Genomic DNA, 21,766 nt, shown 5'->3' on the forward strand with positions numbered 1-21,766 from the left:
CATGCCGGCACAGACCTTCACCGCCTGGGGAAACTTGTCCCTTGGCAAAATAATTCGTAATTTTTAATTATAATTACTTCTTTGTGCCCCTTGCGGTTTTGTAAAGGTTGCGGCTCTGCTGCCTTAGATCAAAAAGTCCTTTGTAATCCCTTTACTTTAGGACAACCTGAGTCCTTTTTACAAAAAAGACGTTTGTCTTTTTTTGAAAAAATTCATATACTTAGAAAAATAAATGAAAAGATGGAAACAGAACACAGTGCCCAAAACCATGAAATTGGATGTTCTCGCTTTTGGTACCCATCCTGATGATGTGGAGTTGTTTTGTGGCGGCACCATTGCCCGGCTGGTGGAACAGGGCTGTCGTGTGGGAATTGTCGATTTAACCAGGGGAGAGCTGGGAACGCGGGGCAATGTAACTTCACGCCAAAAGGAGGCGGAAATTGCGGCCAACATATTGGGCGTGCATGTCAGAGAGAATGCCGGCATTGCGGATGGCAATATTGAACTAAACCAGAAAAACCGCTTAAAAATCATTACTTTGATTCGCAAATTTCAACCGCTCCTGGTTCTGGCGCCCTTTGATCAGGACCGCCATCCTGATCATGAACACGCTTCCCGATTAATCAGCGAGTCCTGTTTTTATGCCGGATTGAGTAAAATTGAAAGTGCGCAGAAAGCACATCGACCTAAAGCGATTGTGTATTATTTCAGCCACTACCTCAAAGAGCCATCGTTCATAGTAGATATCAGCGATTTTTTTAAGACCAAACTATTGAGTTTAGAAGCCTATGAATCCCAGTTTTTCTCGCCGCACAAAAAGAACGATGGGGCGCAAACCTATATCAGCACACTCTCTTTCTGGCAATCGATTGAAATGCGTGCTAAATTTTATGGGCACCTGGTCGGTGTAGAATATGGCGAACCGTTCTTTATCCGTTCGCCTTTAAAAATTAATAACCTATTTGAAATTTTTGCGTAAATTGTGAGCGTTGCAAATAGTGGAAGTTGGAGTTTACGATGAAATTTAAATTCGATGAGCAAAAATTAGCGGAGATTGAACGCGTACTGGAAACCAAATTTGCCAAGCGTGGCAATCAGTATCGGGCGGTTTTGTTAAACACAGAAGAACACCGCAAACTCAGTATTGAAATTTATCCGGAAATTCAGATCGGGAAGCAAAAAGGAAATCTGATCTCCATTTACACCAACAACACTCATGCCCAGCTCCATTTTTGCGACGGATTTGTGGCCAGCGAATTTTTAGGCGAAGTGACGTTTTTTGCTGAATACAATGGCCGCCTTTCCGGAATTGTGGTAGAAAAACAGGCAGCCTGTTCTATTTTTACCAATATTGATCGCCAATTACTTTCCGGCGACTTTGAAAAGCTGGCCCCTGAGGTGATGCTTTCCGGGCTGGCGCTTTCTCTGGCTGAACCCTTGCTTGAAGAACATAAAAAAGACACGAAGGATGATTGATCTTTTCCAGCAATACAAATCTTACCTGTTGTTTGAACAAAATTTAACCGCTAATTCCATTGACGCCTACACTCGCGATATTCAGCGGTTTTTAAGCTATTTGAAGACCATTGGTATTGACTCACCTTTAAAGGTAAAGGCCGCTCATATTCAGCGATTAATTCAGTTATTGAGCGAAATGGGGCTTTCGGCCAATAGCGTGGCTCGAAATTTATCCGCCATCCGGGGCTTTTATCGATTTTTAATGGAAGAAAATCTTCTGGATGTGGATCCCACCGAAACCATTGATCGGCCCAAGTTGGCCCGACGTTTGCCAGCCGTCTTAAGTTACGAGGAAGTGCGAAAATTAATTGAATTGCCCGATGTGCAACACCATCTTGGTCTACGTGATCGAGCCATGCTGGAGACTGTTTACGCCTGCGGGCTGCGCGTTTCAGAACTTTTATCTTTAAAAATAAATGATATTTATTTCAAAGAAGAATTTGTGCGTATTCTGGGCAAAGGGCGTAAAGAACGATTGGTGCCCATTGCCCATAGCGCTTTAGCCTGGATCCAGCGCTATCTGGATCGGGCCAGGCCTGTGCTGGATCGCGGTTTACGTTCCGAAGGCATTCTGTTCCTGAATGCCCGGGGCCGGGCAATGAGCCGCATGGGATTCTGGAAAATACTCAAACAGTACGTCGAGCAGGCTGGCATCCGCAAAGATATCCATCCCCATACATTCAGGCATTCGTTTGCCACTCATCTTCTGGAACGGGGCGCCGATTTGAGAGCCGTGCAGGAGATGTTGGGTCATGCCGATATCAGCACCACGCAAGTTTACACGCATATCGATCGCACCTTTTTGATGCAGGAATATCAGACCTTTCATCCGCGTAGCGATGTCAATCTACAACGCAACCGTGAAAAAAGATGGAACTAATGGAACAGGAGCCCAATATGATTTTTGATACAGATGTTACGATCGTAGGCGCTGGACCGGCCGGCAGCACCACATCACTGTTTCTGGCCAAACAAGATATTCCCCATGTGTTGATCGATAAGGCCCAATTCCCCCGCGATAAAATTTGCGGCGATGGCCTGAGCGGTAAGGTTGTAAGTGTGCTGGAAGACTTGAATCCCCGTTGGTTGCAGGAGATGCAGGAAGACAAGGATCGCTTTCTGGACAGCTGGGGAGTGCGTTTTGTGGCCCCGAACGGACAATCCATTGACCTACCTTTCAGAACCAGCAAAGAGCAACCAACACGGGCGCCGGGCTTCATTAGTAAGCGTGTGCATTTTGATCATTTCCTGTTTTCCAAGATCGACTCCAACAGGGCCAGGGTTTTCTTGAAAACCGAACTTAAAGATGTGGAGCGAGAACAGGGCCATCTGATTTTACACCTTAAACACGATGGAAAAGACACAACCGCGCGTACCCGGCTCATTGTGGCGGCAGATGGCGAACGGTCTGTAGTGGCCCGCAAACTGGCCGGCTATCGCCTGCAACGTCCCTATTATTACGCCGGTTTACGCGCTTATTACGAAAACGTGACCGATTTGCATCCACAAAATTTTATTGAACTGCATTTTTTAGAAGAGTGTTTGCCTGGTTATTTCTGGATTTTCCCTTTGCCCAATAACCAGGCCAATGTGGGCGTAGGAATTTTGTCCAGCGATATTCAGAAGCGGAAGTTGAACATCCGAAAAATCATGCTCCAGGCCATTGAAAATAATCCGACCATCCGGCAGCGCTTTAAACATGCGCGTTTGATTGAACCCATTAAGGGCTGGGGATTACCCCTGGGATCGGTTAAACACAGTCTCTCCGGAGATAATTACCTGTTGACGGGAGACGCCGGATCGTTAATCGATCCCTTTACTGGCGAAGGCATTGGTAATGCCATGTTCAGTGCGCGGATTGCTGCTGGCCTGATTCCCGATTTTCTGGAACAGGGTGATTTTTCTGCAAAAACGTTGCAGCGCTACGATCAGGCCGTTTATCAGCGGATGTGGAGTGAACTGAATTTAAGCGCCACCCTACAAAAGTTGGTGCGTTTTCGCTGGCTGTTCAACTTTGTCATCAATCGCATTAATTCCAATGAACATTTGCAGGAAACGTTCTCTACCATGTTTAACGATCTCGACAACCGGGCTAAACTGCGCTCCCCGCTCTTTTATTTGCGGATGCTGTTAAATATTTAACAAAGAGTTGAAAGTCAGATGTTTTTAACACGATCTGCGCTTTGGCTGTTGTTGATTCTGATCAGTCGCTTGTTCGGGCAGGTGGTGATCAGCGAAGTAATGTTTGATGTGCCAGGCGCGGATTATCATGATGAATTTGTGGAGTTATTTAATTGCTCCGAAGAAGCGGTAGACCTAACGGGCTGGCAGATCAGCGACAGCAGCGGTACCGATGAAATTCTGAGCACAGGGCAGGGCCAGGTCCTTAACCCGGGCCAATTTGCCGTGATTCTGGACGGCAGTTATTTTGAGAATTCAACCACTTACGACTCCCTCATTCCTCCCCAGGCTCTTATTCTGCGGATTAGCGATGGCGCTTTTGGCAGCAATGGACTGTCCAACAGCAAAGCAGAAACGGTCAGCATTTTTAATGCCGACGGTCAGCTGGTAGATGCCTACCGTTACACACTGGATAATCAACCCGGTTATTCGGATGAGAAGATTTTTCTCTGCCAGAGCGATACAACGCAAAATTGGGCCAATAGCCGACGTTTGTGGGGCACACCCGGCTTTAAAAATTCAGTCGCTCCATATGATCTGGATCTGGGCTTTACGAGAGATGGGTTAACCGTGCAACCGCAATCTGCCATTCAAAAAGGACAGACTGTTCAGGTACATGTGAAATTTTACAATGCCGGGCTGCAGAATTTTGAGGGGCCGGTGACCTTCCTCTGTTTTCTGGATCTGAATCAAAATCGTAAATTTGAGGTGCTGGAACCTCAATTATTTAAACAGACCGTGGCGGTTAAATTAAATCCAAAAGAACAGGATAGCCTGCAGTTTGCTGTAGCGCTCCAGGTGAGCGGCAGTCTCTTGCTGGCTGTTCAGTTGTCCAGCGATCAGGATCAGAACAGCAGCAATAACCTTGTTCAACATATGCTGACCGTTAGAGAAGAACAATCTCCACTGGTCATTAATGAAATTAAATTTCTTACAGAAGAAAATGAGCCGGAATGGATCGAGCTGTTCAATCAATCGAGTGAACCGGTAACGCTTAACAACTGGGCGCTGAGCGATCTTAAAGACACAATGGTGGTGCAGGGCAAACCTGTGTTCCTCGCTGGCAGGTCCTATTTTGTGCTTACAAGCGATTCATCCTTTTTTGACTTTTACGATTTGCCGGACAGCCAGGTTTACATCAATGCGCATTTCCCCACTTTGAACAATGACCGGGACGTAGTCTTTTTGCTGGCGCCCTGGGGCGGCTGGGTAGAGCAGGTGCCTTACAGCAAAGATTGGTTGTTGGGCGAAGACTTCCGAAAGCCTTCACTGGAGCGCATCAATCCGCAACTGGATGCCAGACAGGCCCGTAACTGGGCGCCCTGCGTGGAAAGCGGAACGCCGGGCAAACAAAACTCGATTTTTGCCGAGGTAAAGCATCGACACGTTAAAATGAAAATTGAACCCAATCCTTTTTCTCCAGATGGCGATGGGCATGAAGATTTTGCCATCATTAGCTTGCAGGTACCGGCCCAGGCGGCGCGCGTACGTCTGTTCATCTTCGACATGCTGGGCAGGCAGGTTTGTACCCTTACTGAAAATCAGTATGTCGGTCAGGAGGCACAAATTGTTTGGGATGGACGGGATAATCATAAAAAGCGCGTTCGTCTGGGAATCTACATCGTATTTGCACAGGTTATTGACGACAGTAACGGCGTTCTGGAAGAAGTCAAAAACACGGTGGTTGTGGCTTACTAAAAAGGGCCCTTGCCGCCTAAAATAGTGTGTTTCAAATTTTTTGTAAAACATTACGTTGTGCCTGAGGGGCGCGGTCTCATTCCGCAAACGTAACTCGAGCTTCAGCTCAAGATCTCCACTGGCAAACACAAGCGTGAAAAAGTGTATGTGTGTAAGAGTTAAGAGTGTAATAGTAAATTGGTTGAATGGTTGAATAGTTAAATGGTGCTGAGTGTCATTCTGATTCCCGCTTCAGTTGGAGAAGAATCCCTTACACGGGCGTTGTTTCCCCCTCTCCCGATTTTCGGGAGAGGGCTTGTGAGAGGAATCCCTTACATGATTAAAGAGATTCCGGCTCTCGCTTGTGCTCGGCCGGAAAGATATTTCGCTATATGATTTCTCCACTCTGCACGTCGCTTTCGCTCCGCGCATCGGTCGAAATGACAATAAGCGAGGCCTGTGCCTCCTCTCATGGTCTCACCCTGTCACAATAGCCAGGAAGTGTTCTTTTTTGCCTCGACGCAACATGATAAATCGGCCAAACAAGGCATCGGACTTGCTTACCTGGTAATCAATATCATCAATGATGTTCCCATTCAGGCGGATGGCTCTGCTTTTAATCAAGTTGCGAGCCATCTGCTTGGAAGGAATAAAGCCGCTTTCCTTCAAAAAATCCAGAATACGCATGGAATGTGTTAATTGTATTTGGGCTGAAGGAATTTGGCGGGCCAGTTCTTCAAAATCGCCCTCATTTAATTCCGAGACCTCTCCGTAAAAAATGGCTCTGGAGATTCGTTGAATCCGTTGCAGGGCAGCGCTGCCATGCACAAATTCGGTTACAGCATCGGCCAGGGCTCTTTGCGCTTCTCGCTTTTCCGGGCGCTCTGCTACTTCCTGCGCCAGCGCCTCAATTTCCGCCAGTGGTTTAAACGTAAAGTATTTTAAAAAGGGAATCACATCGGCATCCTGCACGCGAATCCAGTACTGGTAAAAATCGTAGGGCAGCATTCTGCTAGCATCCAGCCAGACCACCTCGCCCTCGCTGGTTTTACCGATTTTATTACCTTCTGAATCAAGTATCAGTGGCATGGTCAGGCCAAAGGCCCGATCGTCCTTCAGTTCAGTATTGAGTTCTTTGGCTTTTTTATTGATTAAATCCATGCCTCCGGTAATATTGCCCCATTGATCGCTACCGCCGATTTGCAAAACGCAATCGTAGGTCTTTTTCAAATAATAGTAATCAAAGGCCTGGAAGAGCTGGTAAGAGAATTCAAGAAAAGAAATTCCCTGTTCGGAATTCATGCGTTCTTTTACAGAATCCTTTTTGGTCATTTCATTAACTTTAAAATATTTGCCAATCTGCCGCAAAAAGTCGATCAAACTCTGCTTGCTTAACCAATCGTAGTTGTTTAAAATCAAGATGCGTTCGGGATCCTTTTCAGCCTCCAGCAGTCTGGAAAGCTGAGTTTTGATCTTGTCGGAATTGGCTAAAATCTGTTCCTGTGTGAGTAGCTGTCGTTCTTCCCTTTTACCGCTGGGATCTCCGATTAAAGCGGTACCGCCGCCAATCAGAGCGATTACCCGATGGCCGGCCTGGTAAAAACGGCGTAGTGTAACAATGGGCAATAAATGCCCGATGTGTAAACTATCGGCTGTCGGATCGAAGCCGGCGTACACGGTAATGGTCTTTTGCAGGGCCATTGGCAACTCTGCCGGATGCGTTACCTGATAAATTAAACCACGCTCATTGAGTTCTTCATACAAAGTCATTTTTTCCATCCTCTTGCCATTAAAGATTTTGCCTTTTCAGAAAGGCCAGAAGTTACATCAATTTTGGCAGAATTTAAAATTTTTTTGTAAAGAACACTTGCCATTCCAGGGGCGCAACAGAGGCAGTACCACAGATTGAAAATTTCCTGTCCTAAAAAATGAGGAATCAATAACGACATTGGCCAGCATCTTGCTTTGGAGATCACGGCCGGAAGGCTCAGTTACCTGAGCCAATTTGAGAGACAAAGTCGGTAATGATTCAATACGAGCTCTACGTAAGTTTACACAGGTTACCCCTGTTTTAATAGGCGGGCGAATTTCATCCGTGAGGTTTAAAAATTTCCTGCCAGAACACTCTTGATTAACGTTTTCTCCATGGAAAGCAGTGTCTGTCGGTCGATCTGAAAGTCATTGTAGAGCAGTTTGTAAGCCCAGTAATTTTTGAGCACATGTTTCACGTAATTCCGCGTTTGATCGAATTCAATGTTTTCGATAAAACCATCGGTCTGGTCGGAGAAGATTAATTTTTGCCAGCGACGGACGCGGTGCGGCCCGGCATTATAGGCGGCTAACATTTTGGCCTTATCGCCATTGAACCTCTTTTTGAGTTGTTTTAAGTAAAGGGTGCCCAGGTGAATATTGAAATCGGGATCATATAATTGCTGAACAGACCTGAGACGATGTCCGGCCAAAAAGGCCATATCACGGGCTGTCGGATAAATAAGCTGCATGAGTCCATAAGCGTTGGCGTAGGATTTAGCCTGATAATCAAAGGCGCTTTCTTGTTTGATGAGTCCCAGAACGAGTTCTTTTTCCAGGCCATAGCGCTGGCAGTATTTTTCTACGATCTGATCGTAGTAATAAGGAAACCGTTCCCGAAGAATAAACATCTTTTCGCTGTAAGAGAGCCCGTGGTAAAATCTTTGATTGATCTGGTCGTACAGTTTGTAAGCGCGACCGTACTCCTTTAAGCGTTTGTAAGTTTCGGCCAGGGCGATCCATTCCTGCACTTCATTCCGGTCGATGCGCAACGTTGACAATTCGGCTACGGCATACGAGCGTCCCAGCAGATCATTCAACATAAAGACGCGTTCAAAGTGCTCAAGGTGTTTGTGAAAGCCTTTTCCATAATAATTTAAGGGATTTTTCACACGCCTTAATTCCTTGATCAACGCATTGGTCGAATCGGCCCACTCTTTTTCCAGTAGATAACTTTTGAGGGTGTAATAATCGTCCCACAGATTTTGAGCCAGGTCGCGACGAATTCTTCGGGCTGTCAGGGTGTCGTTTTTGAATTCGCGGCAAATGCTAACCCAATAAGCGGCCCGATTTTTTAACGGATCAGGGCCGGGTGCAAAGCGAATTTTGTTAAAGATTTTTTCCGCTTCTTGGTATTGCCCTTTCTTTAACAGAGCAAAACCATATCGGAAGCGGGCTTCCCTGGCCAGTTTCGATTTAGGCCAGCGCTTAAACAGTGTCTGGTACAATTCAAGGGCTTCGTCTAATTGGGCACGTCGTTCCTGCAGCAGCGCTACTTTCCAGACTACTTCCCTGGCCATGCGCCGTCTGGGATAGCGGCTGGCGTAATCCAGATAGGCTTTAATACTCTGATCAACACGTCCCATCGCCAGATAGGTGCGCGCCAGATCGAGACGGATTTTAGGCTCCAGGCTTTTATTGCGTATGGTACGTAGCAGTGATTGGAGACCAGAGAGTGCCGTGGAATAGCGTCCCTGAGCGTAGTAGTTCTTTAACAGTAAATAACGCGCTTCGTCTTTTTCCTTTTGGTCGGTCGTCTGTTGAATAAACCGTTCCAGTTTAATTCGGGCTTCTTCAAAACGGCGCTGTTTGCTGAAAACAGGATAAATTTTTAAGAAATGTTTTTGATACCATGGCCCTGCTTTGTTTTCTAATTCATCAATTAACTGATTCGTCACATCGCTGGAAGGGTATTTTCGGATGATCTGGTAATATTCCTTTAGGGCTGCCTGCTGCTGGCCGCTCAGCCACAAACAGTCGGCAGCTTTTTTCCTGAAGGCCACTTTTCTCTTTGCGTCAATTTTACGATCGATCGCCAGCCGAAAATAGGTGCGTGCCTTTTTGTATTGGCCTCTTTTTAAATAGTAGCGGGCCAAGGGAATAATCAGAGAATCGCTCAGCGGAGCTCGAGGGTAGTCTTTTAAAAACTGCAGCGCCATGTGTACGGATTCTGTGGTGTCCACGGGCCAAAGGCTTTTAATTAAAAAATAGGAACTGTAGTCCGGCAAAAATTTACTGTCTTGCAGCTCTCTGAACAGTTTGGCGGCCTTTGCGTATTGTCCGTTCTGTAAGGCGGCAAATGCAAATTTAAATTTCAGATCATCGGGCAGTCTGGGATCGATCCTGAGCAGGTAGTTCTGCAGGGAGTCATAATAGGCGTAAAAATTTTTTTGCTGATAAAGCTGGTCTAATTTTTCAATGATTACCTGGCGTTCCTGCAGATTATTCCAGTTGGAATTGAAAATACCCTGAAAATCAAGCAAGAGAATCAGTGTTACAACAGGGAGTAATTTTATTGGTTTCATTGAATTCGCATCCAGCTTATTTTTTGTTCCATTTTTATGATCGGCGTTTTAGGCGCCTATTTTAGAATAGTGGCCTTTCATGCGCACAATCGTGACATAAACCACGTTTATTTATGATAATTAAAATTTCAAGAAAATCAAATTTAATTTTACGGGAAAAATGGGCTTTGATTGTTGAAAATAAAAACGGACTCAGTGGCATATTACAATATTAAACAGGATTTTGGGCTCTGATAGACCGCACTTATGGTTTGCATTCATTTGGATCGATGTCCCGACTGCCTCGGGACAGAGCGGAGAGAATCTCGAGCTGAAGCTCGAGTTACGTTGCGTTTGCTAATTGTCTGTCAGTGTAAGGAATTTCTTAAATTAGACCTCCTCCCTGGTCCCCTTTCCCCGCAAAGCGGGGCAAGGGGGAAATTGATGCTGGCGCAGGCTTCAAGATAGCGCTCATTTAAACGACCATTCCTTCTCCCGCTTTAAAATGTCGTCAAGGTGAAATTTTTTCAACATCTCTGCGGTTTGCTGCGCATTCAGTCTGCTAAACGGGAGTTCCGGACGATTGGCCAGTTCAATGGCCAAAATGGAGATAACCGCAGCAGCCTGGGAAAGGTAATCCGCACGCACCTTGTCGAATGTGTCGCCGAAACTGTGATAGTATCTTCCCTGATCCGCATCCAGGTGTGCGGTAAGGGAAAAATTGGGAATGCCCTGCAGCATGAAGGGCATGTGATCGCTGTTGGTCCACGGCCGGTTGATGGCTCCTTTGGGTAAATGGAAAGCGCTGAGTTGTGTTGCTAATTCCCGTAAAAACGGCAAAAAGGCATCAAATCCCATGGCATTAAATCCGGTCGGTTTGCCGGTCATATCCATATTAATCATGGCCACAATGGCTTCATCCTTATGGCCTTCCATGTATTTTTTGGAGCCCCACAACCCCAGCTCCTCGCCGTTGAACCACACAAATTCCAGAGTAAAATAGTTATCAGGATGATGTTGTTTAATCAGCCGCGCCACATCGACAAGAATAGCGGATCCGATACCGTTGTCTATGCTGCCCTGGCCAAGATCCCAGCTGTCGAAGTGGGCGCCCAGAACGATCTTTTGCTTAACCTTGCCCGGCATGCTGACCACGACATTGGCTGTTTTCACCGGCTGACAATAGGACTGAGTGTCGATCCGTAGGCTAACCGTTTTTTTATTGGAGAGCAGCCGTTCCAGCCATTTGCCTTCTTCAAAGGTCAGACTAAAAGCGGGAATGGGCGACGGCTGTCCCTGAAAACTGGAAGTGCCGGCCAGACACAATCCACCGATTTTATTGTTGACAAACAAAACTGCTCTGGCGCCGTTGGCCGCTGCAAATCGAATCGTTTCCGATCTTAAAGGCCGTGGGCCCCGCTTTGCTTTTTCCGGAGTGATCAACACGATTTTGTCCTGCACATCGATGGAATCCAGGTAAGCTTTTTGCCCGGCATGCCCGTTGACCAGTTCCGCGGTAAAAGGAGGCGTTTTTTGTACATACCCAAGGGCTACGGCCCGTAATTTTCGGCTGGTAGGTTCCAGCAGGGTAACTTCATCGTTGCCCCGAACCCAGCCCGGCATAGTGAAAGATTCGCGTTGGGCCTCTAAGCCCAATTTTTTCAATTCTTCAATCAGAATATTCAAGGCCTTTTCGTTCTGAGGGCTTCCCACCAGTCGACCGCCGGCTTCATCGCAAATGCGTTGTAAAACAGCGTACGAAGCATTTTCTACAAAGGCAGAACCGCTTATCCTGATCCAGGTCTTTTTAGACCAATCCGCAGCCAGTACAAGGCTGCAGCTGAAGACAATCAGACCAATGGTTAAAAACCGCTTCATTTTATTCCTCCGTTCCATCTTCCACCCAAAGCGGGGTTTTTTCCCAATCCCGGGCTGTGTCCTGAATTCTTTTAAGAAGACTCCGTCCGCTTTCCTTATCGATTACATTGAAAATGGCATGCCGTAATACAATGACTTCCACTTCTTCGTTTAATTGCAGAAAGATCTCAAACATGGTAAAATCGTTTACCAAACCTTCCAGCACCTCGCCCTCCAACAGGGTAATGGCGATGGGCGTCTTTAACATCATCACCGGGTAGAGGTTTTTGTTTTTAATGTGGAAGCGTCTGGAAGGATTAAATATGGGCTGTAAATTTCTTTTGTAAACCTGTTCATCGATTTGCACCAGATGTTTTACTTTGCCGGCCACTTTACCGGAATAAAAAAACTTAACATGAACTTTGGGAACCATGATGATTTTGTCGTGGACGTCTTTCAGGCCCAGATCATATTTTTTGTTGATGGCAATGTTGGCCATCTTTTTTTTGTGTCCCGCTAAACGGAATTCCAAAAATTCTCCGTTCTCCAGAAATTCGGAGAACACATCCCGACGATAGTTCTGATTTAAATACTCTGAAAGTCCTCTTAAATACCCCATGACATCCCCTTTTTTTTGATTATGATTAAAACTAATAAAAAGAAAGGTACAAAGCCAGTGAAAAAAGCTTTGTCTAAAAATAATGGATGAGATGTCAAAAAAAATGGTCAGCTGGAGTGAAAGTAGAGAAAAAGCTCCTACCGAGGTGTTATTCTTCATCCCGATTCATCGGTATGAAGAATCCTTTACATTGGCAGACAATTCGTAAGCGCAACGTAACTCGAGCTTTAAATCATCAAGCGCAGGCATTAAGTCTGCGTCTATCGACTGATTGAATTCCCCCTTGTCCCGATTTTCGGGGAGAGGGAGGCAGGGGGTGAGGGCAAATAACAATTTCTCCGCTCACGCAGTCGGGGCATCGGTCAAAATGACAATCAGGGCGGCTTCAGGTTGGTAATTCGGTTATTTCGAGGGGTAGGTAGATGTAAAATGTGCTGCCTTTGCCAATTTTACTGTCCAATGCCAGGCGGCCATTGTGCACGTTAACAATGTGTTTAACAATGGAGAGACCAAGACCGGTACCCCCTAATTTTCGGCTCCGCGCTTTATCGACCCGGTAGAAGCGTTCAAAGATGCGTTCATGGTACTCTCTGGGAATTCCGATGCCCTGATCGGTTACCTTGATTTCCACTTCCTGCCCTGTAATCCGTGCTTCAATGGTAACATTTGTATTTTCCGGACTGTATTTAATGGCATTGGTAATCAGGTTGACGATGGCCTGCTCCATAAGCGAGGGATTCATCCTGAGTTTAAGCTGTTCTGGACAGTGTAATTGCAGGTCGATGGATTTTTTTTCTGCCTGATCCCGACACACATGAATGGCGTTTTGCAGAACGTTTTGTAAATATTCTTCACTGAACTGAAATTCGCTGCGCTCTTCTTTTTGTTCCAGGGAAGCCAGCACCATAAGGTCTTCAATGATAGAGTTTAATCGCTTTGTTTGATTGTGGATGATGTTCAGAAAACGTTCAGCCGTTTCTTGATCCTGCAATGCGCCATCCAATAACGTTTCCACAAAGCCCTGAATGGAGGTCAATGGCGTCCGGATTTCGTGGCTGACATTGGCCACAAAATCTTTTCGAATTTCTTCCAGTCGTTTAATCTTTGTGATGTCCGAAAGTACGACCATGGCGCCGATGGTTTGTCCCTGGTCGTCTTTAAGGGATGAACCGTGGACCTGCACGTAACGCAGGGGCTCGTCGCGAAAGACGATTTCATCTTCAATCAATTCTTCGGAATGCAGCGCCTGTTCAATGACTTTGAGTAACTGGCTGTTGCGCAGCACTTCATGTGCGTCGCGCTGATCGAGGTTTTCCTTGATGTTCAAAATTTTTGTGGCAGCCCGGTTGTAAGCAATGATCTTTCCCCGAGTATCAATGGCCAGAATGCCTTCATTCATGCTCTGGAAAATGGCCTGCTGCTGATTTTTTTGTGTGTTGATTTTGTACAGTTGCGCTTCCTGCTTTTCGATCAGGTTGTTAAAGGCCGTGGAAATACGGTGTAGCTCAATAGCCGAATAATCGGGTAAGCGCACATGCAAGGCCCCATTGGCCACCTGTTCCATGGTTTCGGCCATTTCCTGCAGGGGGTGACTGAATCGCCTGGCAATAAAAAAGAAAATCAAAAGAATCAGAAAAAATCCGGCGAGCAGGATCAGAACGATCTGGTATTGCAAAACGGAAAAAACAGCATAGGTTTGCTGGTAGGGCATGGAGGTACGCACCACAGCCACAACCTGATGATTGGAGTAAATGGGCAGTGCCAGATACAGGAGTTCTTTTTGGACCGAATAGCTGTAGCGGATGCTCCGGCCAACATGTCCCGACAGGGCTTCCTTGATTTCCGGTCGGTCGGCGTGGTTGTCGAGTAAATCCGGGTTTTTTCGAGTGTCGGCGATGACCTTACCGTCCGGTAAAATCACAGTCACATAGGAGTTCAGATCAAAAAAGAGCTGGTTCAAAGTCTGGTTTATTGAGCCGAAATCGTTGCTCGTTAAAGTCGGTTCAATCAAGCGTGAAACGATTTTAGCCTTGACTTGCAGTTCATCAAAATAAACGTCCTTGATCAATTGTTTTGATTGATTCACCGTGTAATAGACAATAACCGCAATAAACACAATGCTGATGAAAGAAAAGGAGATAAAAATTTGCCAGAGCTGGCGTTTGTGCGTCATAGCCTCTCCTTAAAGCGGTAACCAACGCCGCGTACGGTTTCGATGTAACGCCCGGCCTGGCCCAGCTTTTTGCGCAAACCTACGACCTGCACATCAACCGAACGTTCGGTTACCGGGTAATCCTCTCCGCGCAGCGCATCGACGATCTGGTAGCGCGTAAAAACCCAGCCCGGGCGTTGGGCTAAAAAATAGAGCAGACTGAACTCCGTGTAGGTTAATTGAATGGGCTGATCTTTTACCAGAACTTCCCGGCGCCCGGGATGAATGACCAGGTCGTGAATGCGGATGACCTCCATCTTATCCGATTCTTTACGCATTTTTCTGCGTAAAACCGCTTTGACCCGCGCCAACAATATTTTGGTTGAAAAGGGTTTGGGGATGTAGTCGTCGGCGCCCAGCTCCAGACCGGTGACAATGTCGGCTTCTTCACCCTTGGCCGTTAACATGATGATGGGAATGTGGGCCGTATCCGAGGTGTGTTTTAATACTTTGCAAACATCCAGACCATCCACGCCGGGCAGCATCAGATCCAATAAAATCAAATCCGGAGTTTCGGATTTGATTCGATTCAATATTTCTTCGCCGCTGCGAAAACGGGTTACTTCGTATCCTTCTTTACTAAGTACATAATCCACCAGATCCAGAATATCTTCCTCATCATCTACAATAAAAATGTTTGCCTTGGCCACGATCAACCTCTTGGTTTATTAACACAAGGCCAATTTTTAAAATACATGTTTTCTCTTTATTAGTTATTTGTTAGTATTTGGTTAGGAATCTGAAAGAGCCTGAGACGGCTGTTGCGTTGCATTGTTCTTGCGTACGAGTAATTTTTCCAGGATTTGGTTAAACAATTTAGCGATGGATTGTTTGGCGCCTTGTTCCCTTTCCAGTACAATGAAATCGGGTAGTTTATATTTAAAACGAGCGATTTGTGTGATGCGCTCTTTTAACCGTTCGTCGTCCGGCAAAATGAGAAAGAGTGGGGTTTCGTATCGTTGCTGATATTGCAATAACCGTTGTTCAAAATCTTCATCAAGGTCTTCGGCGATCATCAAACAAAAAGGTAAATAGGGAATAATTTTGTCCATTTCTTCCTGGTAGTTCAATTCTTTGTGGCCCAATAAGTACATGAGAATGCGTTTCTGCGGGGTGATCTCTTCTACGATATAATGGATATAAAACGGAAATGTGGACTCTTTAATGTTGGCCTGAGGCCATAAATTCAGGATATCTTGCCACTCCTCTAACAGTATGGCGGTTTCTAAAATGAACTGCTTCAAATCTCCTCCAACAATAATTTAAATGCCTGAAGGCTTTCAAAATCGTCAAATCGATGCGCCAATTTTTCCTGGGGACGGGTCTCCTCTTGTAGCGTCGCTGCGCTCTGTTCTTCTGTTTTTGCGGATTTTATCATCTTTTTAAAAAAGCGTTTCAGGCCTGAAGTCGATGCCTCGGCCTCTTTTTGGGCTTTTAGCGTGTGGTATTCATCTTCGGCAATGATGTACTGTTTTTCCAGCCATAGTTTTAATTTTTTTAGCAGGAAATTAAAATCGCCTTCGTACAGGTCACGAATTTCTTGAAGGGTCTTTCCTTTGTACATTTTGTACAACCAGGCGCGTTCGGAAGGGCCAAAGTCTTCAAAATTGAGATCGGGATGCGTAAACAGCTTCACATCTATGCCCGGGAAAAAAGACAGAAGTTGCCGACGTTCAGCCTGATATTGTCTGCACTCTTCGAAAATTTGTTCGTTGGTTAACATGATGGAGCGTTTACTGATGAATGATTCTACTTTAAAGTTAACCTGTCCGTGTTGCCATGAAGTTAAGACCAGAACAGAGGTCAAAGGATCGAGCTGGCGGTAAGCTGCGTGTACAATTTGGCCATTGTTAATTTCGATGCGTCCGTTCCGTTCTCCCCAGTTAAAATTGATTATGCCGGTGTTGTCTTCTCTGGTGAGCGCCTGCAATAATTCGACGCCGTCCAGATAATCTAACATGCCCAGGAACGTGTAATCTTCCTCTTTTTCAGCAGGGGCTAACAACGTGGGGAAAGCCAGAAAAAAATACTCCATTTCCTGGCGCGTTACAGGCCAGCGTAAAATTTCTTTGACTTTCAACTGCCTGAGCAAGCGTTTTTCTTCTAAGGTTAATCTGGAAGTGGAGCAAATAATAGGAATATCCACTTCCTGTTCATTCAAAAATACCAGTTCTTCCTGCAAAAAAGGAAATTCCTTGCCGATTAAATAGATCAGTCGCCAGTCTTCAAAGGCTTGTTGGTTTAAAAAGGCCTTGCTATTTTCAAACCAGCGGAATGAAATGGGAAGCCCGGGAATGTGGGTGATCAGCTGATCAAACCAATTTTTTTCTCCGGTTATCACGGCGATGTGAGTCATACGTTTTCCCCTTCTTCTTCCTTGTCCTCTTTTTTGACTTCAATCGCTTCTACTGGAGAAATGGCCGTAAGGACATTGATCATCGCTTCAGGATCGTTGGCTTCAAAGGCGCACCAGTTAACAATCCAGTTGAGGAAGAACTTCTTTTTCACACCTTCCAAAGAGGTCTCGTTGTTCAGATAGGTGACCGCACAGGTGGCCGGAACAGGATGCTGAACAAGCGATTGATTGATCAAATAACTGAAATAGCCAACGTGGTTCAGATTATGGGCATTGATTAGAAAAATGAAGCCATTAATTTGTTCGGAAAGAACCGTCAGCAATTTTAATAATTGTGGGCTGACCACCATTCCAATCATTATTATTTCAAAACCCTGACCGATGGAAAACTGAATGAGATGCATGTTGTACTCAAAAACAACAAGATCAGGACTTCCGGCAATGGTAGCCAGGTAGTGTTTAAGTAATTTTTCATCATCACTAATGACAACCACTTTGCCGGGTTTGTTGGGCTCTAATGAGAGTACCTGTTTGAGCGCCTGAAATTTTTCTTCGCTGAAAGTAAATTTTTTTAAGGCGTTCTGACCTTCATAAATGTGTTCAAATTCGGGAATCTCTTTTTCAATGAGTGTTTCAATGGGTTCATTGACCCGAAGTAATCCTGTTTTTTTTAACTGGCTTAGAATAAGCATGGTCTGGTGATTGGGATAAAAAGGATTTTCCAGAATTTCTACATATTCCCGAGGTTGCGAAAGGTATTCGATAAAACCTTTGTCCAGATCGATGTTGTACAGTGGTAAATCTCCGATGTTCACCAGCTGCAGTACACTCATTTCCGATTTGAATTGGTTCTGAATGTGGAACAGTTTTAATTTCAATTCGCTTATCTGAATGATGAGGGCTAACAGGGTGTTGGGAATGGTGGCTTTCAAATTGCGCGTGTCGAACGGTTTAAATTGAAAGCTACCCTTTGTCCATAAGGAGAGATGAAGCAAAGCATCCAGTCCCTGATGCGTAAGAACCTGGGCGTGAATGATCTGGCCGTTTCTAAAATAGATTTCGCCATGGTTGCGCTGCATGCTGATTTCCAGAATGCCATCGTTCTGGCGTTTGGCAATGGCCCACAATAAGGTCATAAAATCCACATGTTGCAACTGGCCGTACATTAAGATTTCGGGATGTTCGGGATTTTGCTCAATCTGCTGGTACCACCACAACACATTGTCGAACACTTCGACCACGTCAATTGTTTTGTCAAACACGCGAAAAGCGCCCAGTTCGTAAAACACGATGCGTTTGCTGGCATCGGGCGGCACATTGAAGACTATGGCGCTTTTATTGGTATTAAGCGATTTGAATAGGCGGACGACCGATTCTCTTTGTTCAAAGGTCAGAGTATGATAATCTAAAAGATAGAGCCGTTTCTGATCGTCTTCCACGTTTTCTAACAGGGGATCCAGAACGGCGCTGTGGATGGCGGGTATGTCGTGTTCTTTGAACGATTGCGTAAAAAATTCGCTTTGGTGTAAATTGCGGTCAAGAATCACGACGGTTGTGCTGTTGGCCATAATTTTTGCTTTCATTAAACAAACTAATTCAATTTATTGGTCTCAGGGATTGATGTCAAGCTTAAATTCATGATTTTTTAGATAGTTACCCAATATATGATAAACCACCACTCCATAAGCAACGCTTACATTAAGCGATTGCTTGATGCCCAGCATGGGAATTTCAATGGCCAGGTCGGCCTGCTCGATGATGGACTGGCTTACGCCTTCTACCTCATTGCCCAGAACCAGGCAGAGCGGAAAGGAGTAGTTGGCCTCAAAATAGTTCTGGCTTTGGTCGGTATGTTCCAGCACTACAATAGACAGGCCCTGTTGCTTGAGCGTTTGCACTAATTGCGCGGCGTTTTTGTGGTAAGACCAGGGCACGCTTTCCGTGGCTCCCAGGGCGGTCTTGTCGATTTCGATGCGCGGCGGTTGGGCTGTGAAGCCGCTCAGGTAAAGATGCTCAATCCTGGCTCCGTCGCTGGTTCTGAAAATGGAGCCCACATTGTGCATGCTCCTGATGTCTTCCACCAGTACAGAGATGGGAACGCGGGGCAGTGCTTTTAACTGTTCCAGTGTGGGTTGTCGACTGAATATTTCGTCAAAGCTTAATTTCCGAAAGGCCTGTTTGCTCATCGATCTTAGGATCTCTTTTTTAATTGGACTACGGTTTCGATGTGATAGGTTTGGGGGAACATGTCCACCGGTTGTACATGCTCAATCTCGTACACATCGCTAAGTATTTTTAAATCGCGTGACAGGGTGGTTGGATTACAGGACACGTAAACAATGATTTCAGGAGCCAGTGTTTTGATCAGACGCACTACTTTTTCGTGCATGCCGCTGCGCGGTGGATCGGTCACGATGACGTCTGGCCGGGGATGAATTCGGGGAAGGGTCATTAGCAGATCGCCTTCGACAAATTCCACATTGCTTATCTGGTGTTCCCGGGCGTTTTTTCGCGCGTCCTTTACGGCGCTGCTCACGCTTTCGAAGCCCACCACTTTTTGCGCCTGTTGCGCCAGAAACAGACTGATGGTTCCGGCCCCTGCGTACAAATCCCAGACCAGATGGTGCTTTTGCAATTGAGCGAATTCAAGGACTTTTTGGTACAATACTTCGGCCTGCACGGTGTTGGTCTGGAAAAAGGAATTGGCCGAAATGTTGAACAGAAAGGGGCCGATCCTGTCCGTGATGAAAGGACGTCCGTACAGAACATATTCTTTTTCGCCCTGCGCAATCTGGGCCAGGCGCGTGTTGATCGTATTGATAACGCTGACGATTTCCTTAAATTCGCTGGCCAGAGCTTCGGCCAGCGGTTGCAAAAGTTCCGGCTCATCCAGAGCGGTGACGATATTGACCATCATTTCATGGTTAAAGGCGCTCTCTCTGATCACCAAAAAACGCAAATATCCGCTGTGGCTCTTGATGCCGTAAGGCTGCAATTCATGTTCCCGGGCAAAGTCCGAGATGAATTTCAAAATTTGATTGGCCCGATCAGATTGTAATAAACAGCGCTCGATCTGTAAAATTTTGTCAAAGGTACCGGGTACATGGAGACCGAGAGCAAAATCTTTTTTGATATTGGGCTGATTCAGTTCTTCGGGCAGCAGCCAGCGTCGATCGGAAAAGGAGAATTCCATTTTATTGCGGTAGCCAAAAAAGGAAGGCGAGGGAATGACCGGCGCCACAGTGACATCATCAAATCCGCCCATTCTTTCCAGGGTTTCCTGGACAATTTGCCGCTTAAAAAACAACTGCTGCTGGTAATCCATGTTCTGCCAGGTACAACCGCCGCACCAGTCAAAATAGGGGCAGGGCGCATCAATCCGAAATTCTGAAGGCTGGATCAATTCGCTTACATAGGCTTCGGCAAAATCCTTTTTGCGTTTTACGATTTTAGCCTTAACCAGATCGCCGGGCAAGGCTCTTTTGACAAAAATGACATATTGATCCACCCGGGCAACGCCATTCCCGCCAAAGGCCAAACGCTCAATTTTTAAAGGGTAGATTTCACCACGTTTTACCGGATAGGTTTTATTGCTCATTGCATCTCTCTGATAACTCGTTTTACAGCCAGGCCCAGGGACTCATTCCCAAAAAGAGCCAGTTCGTTCTTAGCCGCCTCATTCAAAATATGAGCCAATTTACGAATTTTTCGAAATGTTTCATAGGTGATTTTTTTGTTGCTCAGGGGAAAAATGGATTTATTGGTCAGCAAGGGATCAATATCTGCCGGGATGAGACCCATGTCCACAGCACGTTCAAAATCTTTGGTGCCCGGAATGGGTGAAAAAGAAGCCAGGCGCACCTGAAGACCTAAATTATTTACAAAAATAATGCTGGCCACAATTTCCTCCAGCGTTTGACCCGGCAACCCCATGATAACGTAGGCCTCCAGATCTTTAGCCCGATAACCGGCCGATTTTAAATGTTCAACCGCTTCGATCATGGCCTGATTGCTTACCTTGGAGTACATGTCCTTCCAGCGTTCCTGATTGGATGTTTCAAAACTTAAGCGGATGGTTTTGAACTGTGTGGCAAACATCAGCTCGGCCAATTGCCGATCCACGTATTTGACGAACAAGCCATTGGGTGTGTGTAGACGCAATGGCAGATGCTTTTCCAGCAGTTTTTGCAGGATGATCTCGATGTGTTTCTGTTTAGCAATGAATAGGGCGTCGTCGTAAAAGGCAAAATCCCGTATGCGAAAGCGCTTGTATTGTTCGCTTATCTCTTCGACCACGCATTCCGGATGGCGCTGTGTAAAGCGCATGGCAATACGTTTCTGAGCGCAAAACGAGCAGTCGTAAGGACAGCCTCGTGAAGTCATAACGATCAGGTAATCGGGATGGGTGATTAAGTCAAATGCCGGATAGGGGTAGTCATCCAGGGTTTCAGGAATCCGAAATGAGCTTCGGGGAAGCGAAAACAGATCGGCTAATAAGTTTAGTGTTTTAATCTCGCCCGGTCCGGTAATGATAAAATCGGGATTGATCACCCTTTGGGCGTGGTCTGGTAAAAGCGAGGCATAGATGCCGCCCAAAATAACGGGTTTGTCGGGCAGGTACTGACGCACCAGCTCAACGGCCCGTTTTACGCCGGGATACCAGTAAGTCATAATGGAGGTAATCAGTACGGCATCGACCATGTCATGCTGTTTCAGACGTTCAATGAACAGTTCCTCCGAAATGCCATAGCGGGCGTAGCGCCGGGGAATGTGTTTTAAGATGTCCGGTTTTTCGATGATGGTGCGGGGCAGGGGGCCGACCCCATACTTTTTAACTTTAGGAGGTTGCTCGGCAGCATACTTGTCCAGACAATCGATGAAAGCAATTTCGAATCCCTGACTGCGCAGAAAGGAGGCCAGATAGAGTAGCCCCAGTGGCTTGCTCCACAAATCGTAGGCCGTGAAATCGTAAATCCAGGGATTAATTAACAGCAATCGGAGCGACATGTAAATACGGGACCAGTTTAACGTTG

Annotated in this window: 17 protein-coding genes; 5 read left to right on the top strand and 12 right to left on the bottom strand. The window is 45.9% G+C overall.

The features are described from left to right. Positions 1-232: 232 nt before the first annotated feature. The 5 genes from bshB1 to ACWB0I_RS03045 are packed head-to-tail and all read left to right on the top strand — an operon-like array spanning position 233 to position 5,397. On the top strand, positions 233-979 hold the full coding sequence (bshB1, locus tag ACWB0I_RS03025) for a bacillithiol biosynthesis deacetylase BshB1 (RefSeq protein ID WP_479386557.1): 747 nt from the start codon (positions 233-235) through the stop codon (positions 977-979). A gap of 38 nt (positions 980-1,017) precedes the next feature. Beyond that, entirely contained in the window at positions 1,018-1,476 is a 459-nt protein-coding gene (locus ACWB0I_RS03030) for a hypothetical protein (protein WP_479386558.1), read from the top strand. Beyond that, positions 1,469-2,398 (top strand): site-specific tyrosine recombinase XerD, encoded by a 930-nt coding sequence (gene xerD / locus ACWB0I_RS03035; protein ID WP_479386559.1) that lies wholly within the window; start codon positions 1,469-1,471, stop codon positions 2,396-2,398. Before ACWB0I_RS03030 ends, xerD begins: the two co-directional genes overlap by 8 nt. 17 nt (positions 2,399-2,415) lie before the next feature. Continuing rightward, positions 2,416-3,660, top strand: a complete 1,245-nt coding sequence (locus ACWB0I_RS03040) for an NAD(P)/FAD-dependent oxidoreductase (protein ID WP_479386560.1) — start codon at positions 2,416-2,418, stop codon at positions 3,658-3,660. Between the two features lie 18 nt (positions 3,661-3,678). Then, the gene (locus tag ACWB0I_RS03045) at positions 3,679-5,397 is read left to right on the top strand and encodes a lamin tail domain-containing protein (RefSeq protein WP_479386561.1); all 1,719 of its coding nucleotides are present in this window, start codon (positions 3,679-3,681) and stop codon (positions 5,395-5,397) included. A 456-nt stretch (positions 5,398-5,853) separates the two neighbouring features. Here the strand turns inward: ACWB0I_RS03045 and tyrS are convergent, their stop codons facing one another. From tyrS to ACWB0I_RS03105, 12 genes are all read right to left on the bottom strand, one after another. Next, positions 5,854-7,146 (bottom strand): tyrosine--tRNA ligase, encoded by a 1,293-nt coding sequence (gene tyrS, locus ACWB0I_RS03050; RefSeq protein ID WP_479386562.1) that lies wholly within the window; start codon positions 7,144-7,146, stop codon positions 5,854-5,856. A gap of 332 nt (positions 7,147-7,478) precedes the next feature. Next, on the bottom strand, positions 7,479-9,710 hold the full coding sequence (locus ACWB0I_RS03055; protein ID WP_479386563.1) for a transglycosylase SLT domain-containing protein: 2,232 nt from the start codon (positions 9,708-9,710) through the stop codon (positions 7,479-7,481). A gap of 450 nt (positions 9,711-10,160) precedes the next feature. Next, on the bottom strand, positions 10,161-11,567 hold the full coding sequence (locus ACWB0I_RS03060) for a M28 family peptidase (protein ID WP_479386564.1): 1,407 nt from the start codon (positions 11,565-11,567) through the stop codon (positions 10,161-10,163). Position 11,568: 1 nt separating this feature from the next. Further along, positions 11,569-12,165 (bottom strand): hypothetical protein, encoded by a 597-nt coding sequence (locus tag ACWB0I_RS03065; protein ID WP_479386565.1) that lies wholly within the window; start codon positions 12,163-12,165, stop codon positions 11,569-11,571. A gap of 385 nt (positions 12,166-12,550) precedes the next feature. Then, complete coding sequence (gene pnpS, locus ACWB0I_RS03070) at positions 12,551-14,338, bottom strand: two-component system histidine kinase PnpS (protein WP_479386566.1); 1,788 nt, start codon at positions 14,336-14,338, stop codon at positions 12,551-12,553. Further along, positions 14,335-15,027, bottom strand: coding sequence for a response regulator (locus ACWB0I_RS03075; protein WP_479386567.1), 693 nt, complete (start codon positions 15,025-15,027; stop codon positions 14,335-14,337). The genes pnpS and ACWB0I_RS03075 overlap by 4 nt, the downstream gene beginning before the upstream one ends. 81 nt (positions 15,028-15,108) lie before the next feature. Continuing rightward, positions 15,109-15,621 (bottom strand): hypothetical protein, encoded by a 513-nt coding sequence (locus ACWB0I_RS03080; RefSeq protein WP_479386568.1) that lies wholly within the window; start codon positions 15,619-15,621, stop codon positions 15,109-15,111. Beyond that, positions 15,618-16,733, bottom strand: a complete 1,116-nt coding sequence (locus ACWB0I_RS03085; protein WP_479386569.1) for a DUF4388 domain-containing protein — start codon at positions 16,731-16,733, stop codon at positions 15,618-15,620. Before ACWB0I_RS03085 ends, ACWB0I_RS03080 begins: the two co-directional genes overlap by 4 nt. After that, complete coding sequence (locus tag ACWB0I_RS03090) at positions 16,730-18,316, bottom strand: DUF4388 domain-containing protein (protein WP_479386570.1); 1,587 nt, start codon at positions 18,314-18,316, stop codon at positions 16,730-16,732. Before ACWB0I_RS03090 ends, ACWB0I_RS03085 begins: the two co-directional genes overlap by 4 nt. A gap of 27 nt (positions 18,317-18,343) precedes the next feature. Next, a complete protein-coding gene (locus ACWB0I_RS03095; RefSeq protein WP_479386571.1) occupies positions 18,344-18,919 on the bottom strand; it encodes an RNA methyltransferase in 576 nt (191 codons plus the stop codon). A gap of 5 nt (positions 18,920-18,924) precedes the next feature. Next, positions 18,925-20,331, bottom strand: coding sequence for a 23S rRNA (uracil(1939)-C(5))-methyltransferase RlmD (rlmD, locus tag ACWB0I_RS03100; RefSeq protein ID WP_479386572.1), 1,407 nt, complete (start codon positions 20,329-20,331; stop codon positions 18,925-18,927). After that, the gene (locus ACWB0I_RS03105) at positions 20,328-21,740 is read right to left on the bottom strand and encodes a B12-binding domain-containing radical SAM protein (protein ID WP_479386573.1); all 1,413 of its coding nucleotides are present in this window, start codon (positions 21,738-21,740) and stop codon (positions 20,328-20,330) included. The genes rlmD and ACWB0I_RS03105 overlap by 4 nt, the downstream gene beginning before the upstream one ends. Positions 21,741-21,766 lie beyond the last annotated feature (26 nt).

The sequence above is a fragment of the Caldithrix sp. genome (assembly GCF_056497305.1).

Excerpts from the sequence above, each read along its gene's own strand:
- tyrS (WP_479386562.1), bottom strand. The coding sequence starts at position 7,146 with ATGACTTTGTATGAAGAACTCAATGAGCGTGGTTTAATTTATCAGGTA.
- ACWB0I_RS03090 (WP_479386570.1), bottom strand. The coding sequence starts at position 18,316 with ATGAAAGCAAAAATTATGGCCAACAGCACAACCGTCGTGATTCTTGAC.
- rlmD (WP_479386572.1), bottom strand. The coding sequence starts at position 20,331 with ATGAGCAATAAAACCTATCCGGTAAAACGTGGTGAAATCTACCCTTTA.
- ACWB0I_RS03060 (WP_479386564.1), bottom strand. The coding sequence starts at position 11,567 with ATGAAGCGGTTTTTAACCATTGGTCTGATTGTCTTCAGCTGCAGCCTT.
- ACWB0I_RS03030 (WP_479386558.1), top strand. The coding sequence starts at position 1,018 with ATGAAATTTAAATTCGATGAGCAAAAATTAGCGGAGATTGAACGCGTA.
- xerD (WP_479386559.1), top strand. The coding sequence starts at position 1,469 with ATGATTGATCTTTTCCAGCAATACAAATCTTACCTGTTGTTTGAACAA.
- ACWB0I_RS03055 (WP_479386563.1), bottom strand. The coding sequence starts at position 9,710 with ATGAAACCAATAAAATTACTCCCTGTTGTAACACTGATTCTCTTGCTT.
- ACWB0I_RS03085 (WP_479386569.1), bottom strand. The coding sequence starts at position 16,733 with ATGACTCACATCGCCGTGATAACCGGAGAAAAAAATTGGTTTGATCAG.
- ACWB0I_RS03105 (WP_479386573.1), bottom strand. The coding sequence starts at position 21,740 with ATGTCGCTCCGATTGCTGTTAATTAATCCCTGGATTTACGATTTCACG.
- ACWB0I_RS03040 (WP_479386560.1), top strand. The coding sequence starts at position 2,416 with ATGATTTTTGATACAGATGTTACGATCGTAGGCGCTGGACCGGCCGGC.
- ACWB0I_RS03045 (WP_479386561.1), top strand. The coding sequence starts at position 3,679 with ATGTTTTTAACACGATCTGCGCTTTGGCTGTTGTTGATTCTGATCAGT.
- pnpS (WP_479386566.1), bottom strand. The coding sequence starts at position 14,338 with ATGACGCACAAACGCCAGCTCTGGCAAATTTTTATCTCCTTTTCTTTC.
- ACWB0I_RS03095 (WP_479386571.1), bottom strand. The coding sequence starts at position 18,919 with ATGAGCAAACAGGCCTTTCGGAAATTAAGCTTTGACGAAATATTCAGT.
- ACWB0I_RS03065 (WP_479386565.1), bottom strand. The coding sequence starts at position 12,165 with ATGGGGTATTTAAGAGGACTTTCAGAGTATTTAAATCAGAACTATCGT.
- bshB1 (WP_479386557.1), top strand. The coding sequence starts at position 233 with ATGAAAAGATGGAAACAGAACACAGTGCCCAAAACCATGAAATTGGAT.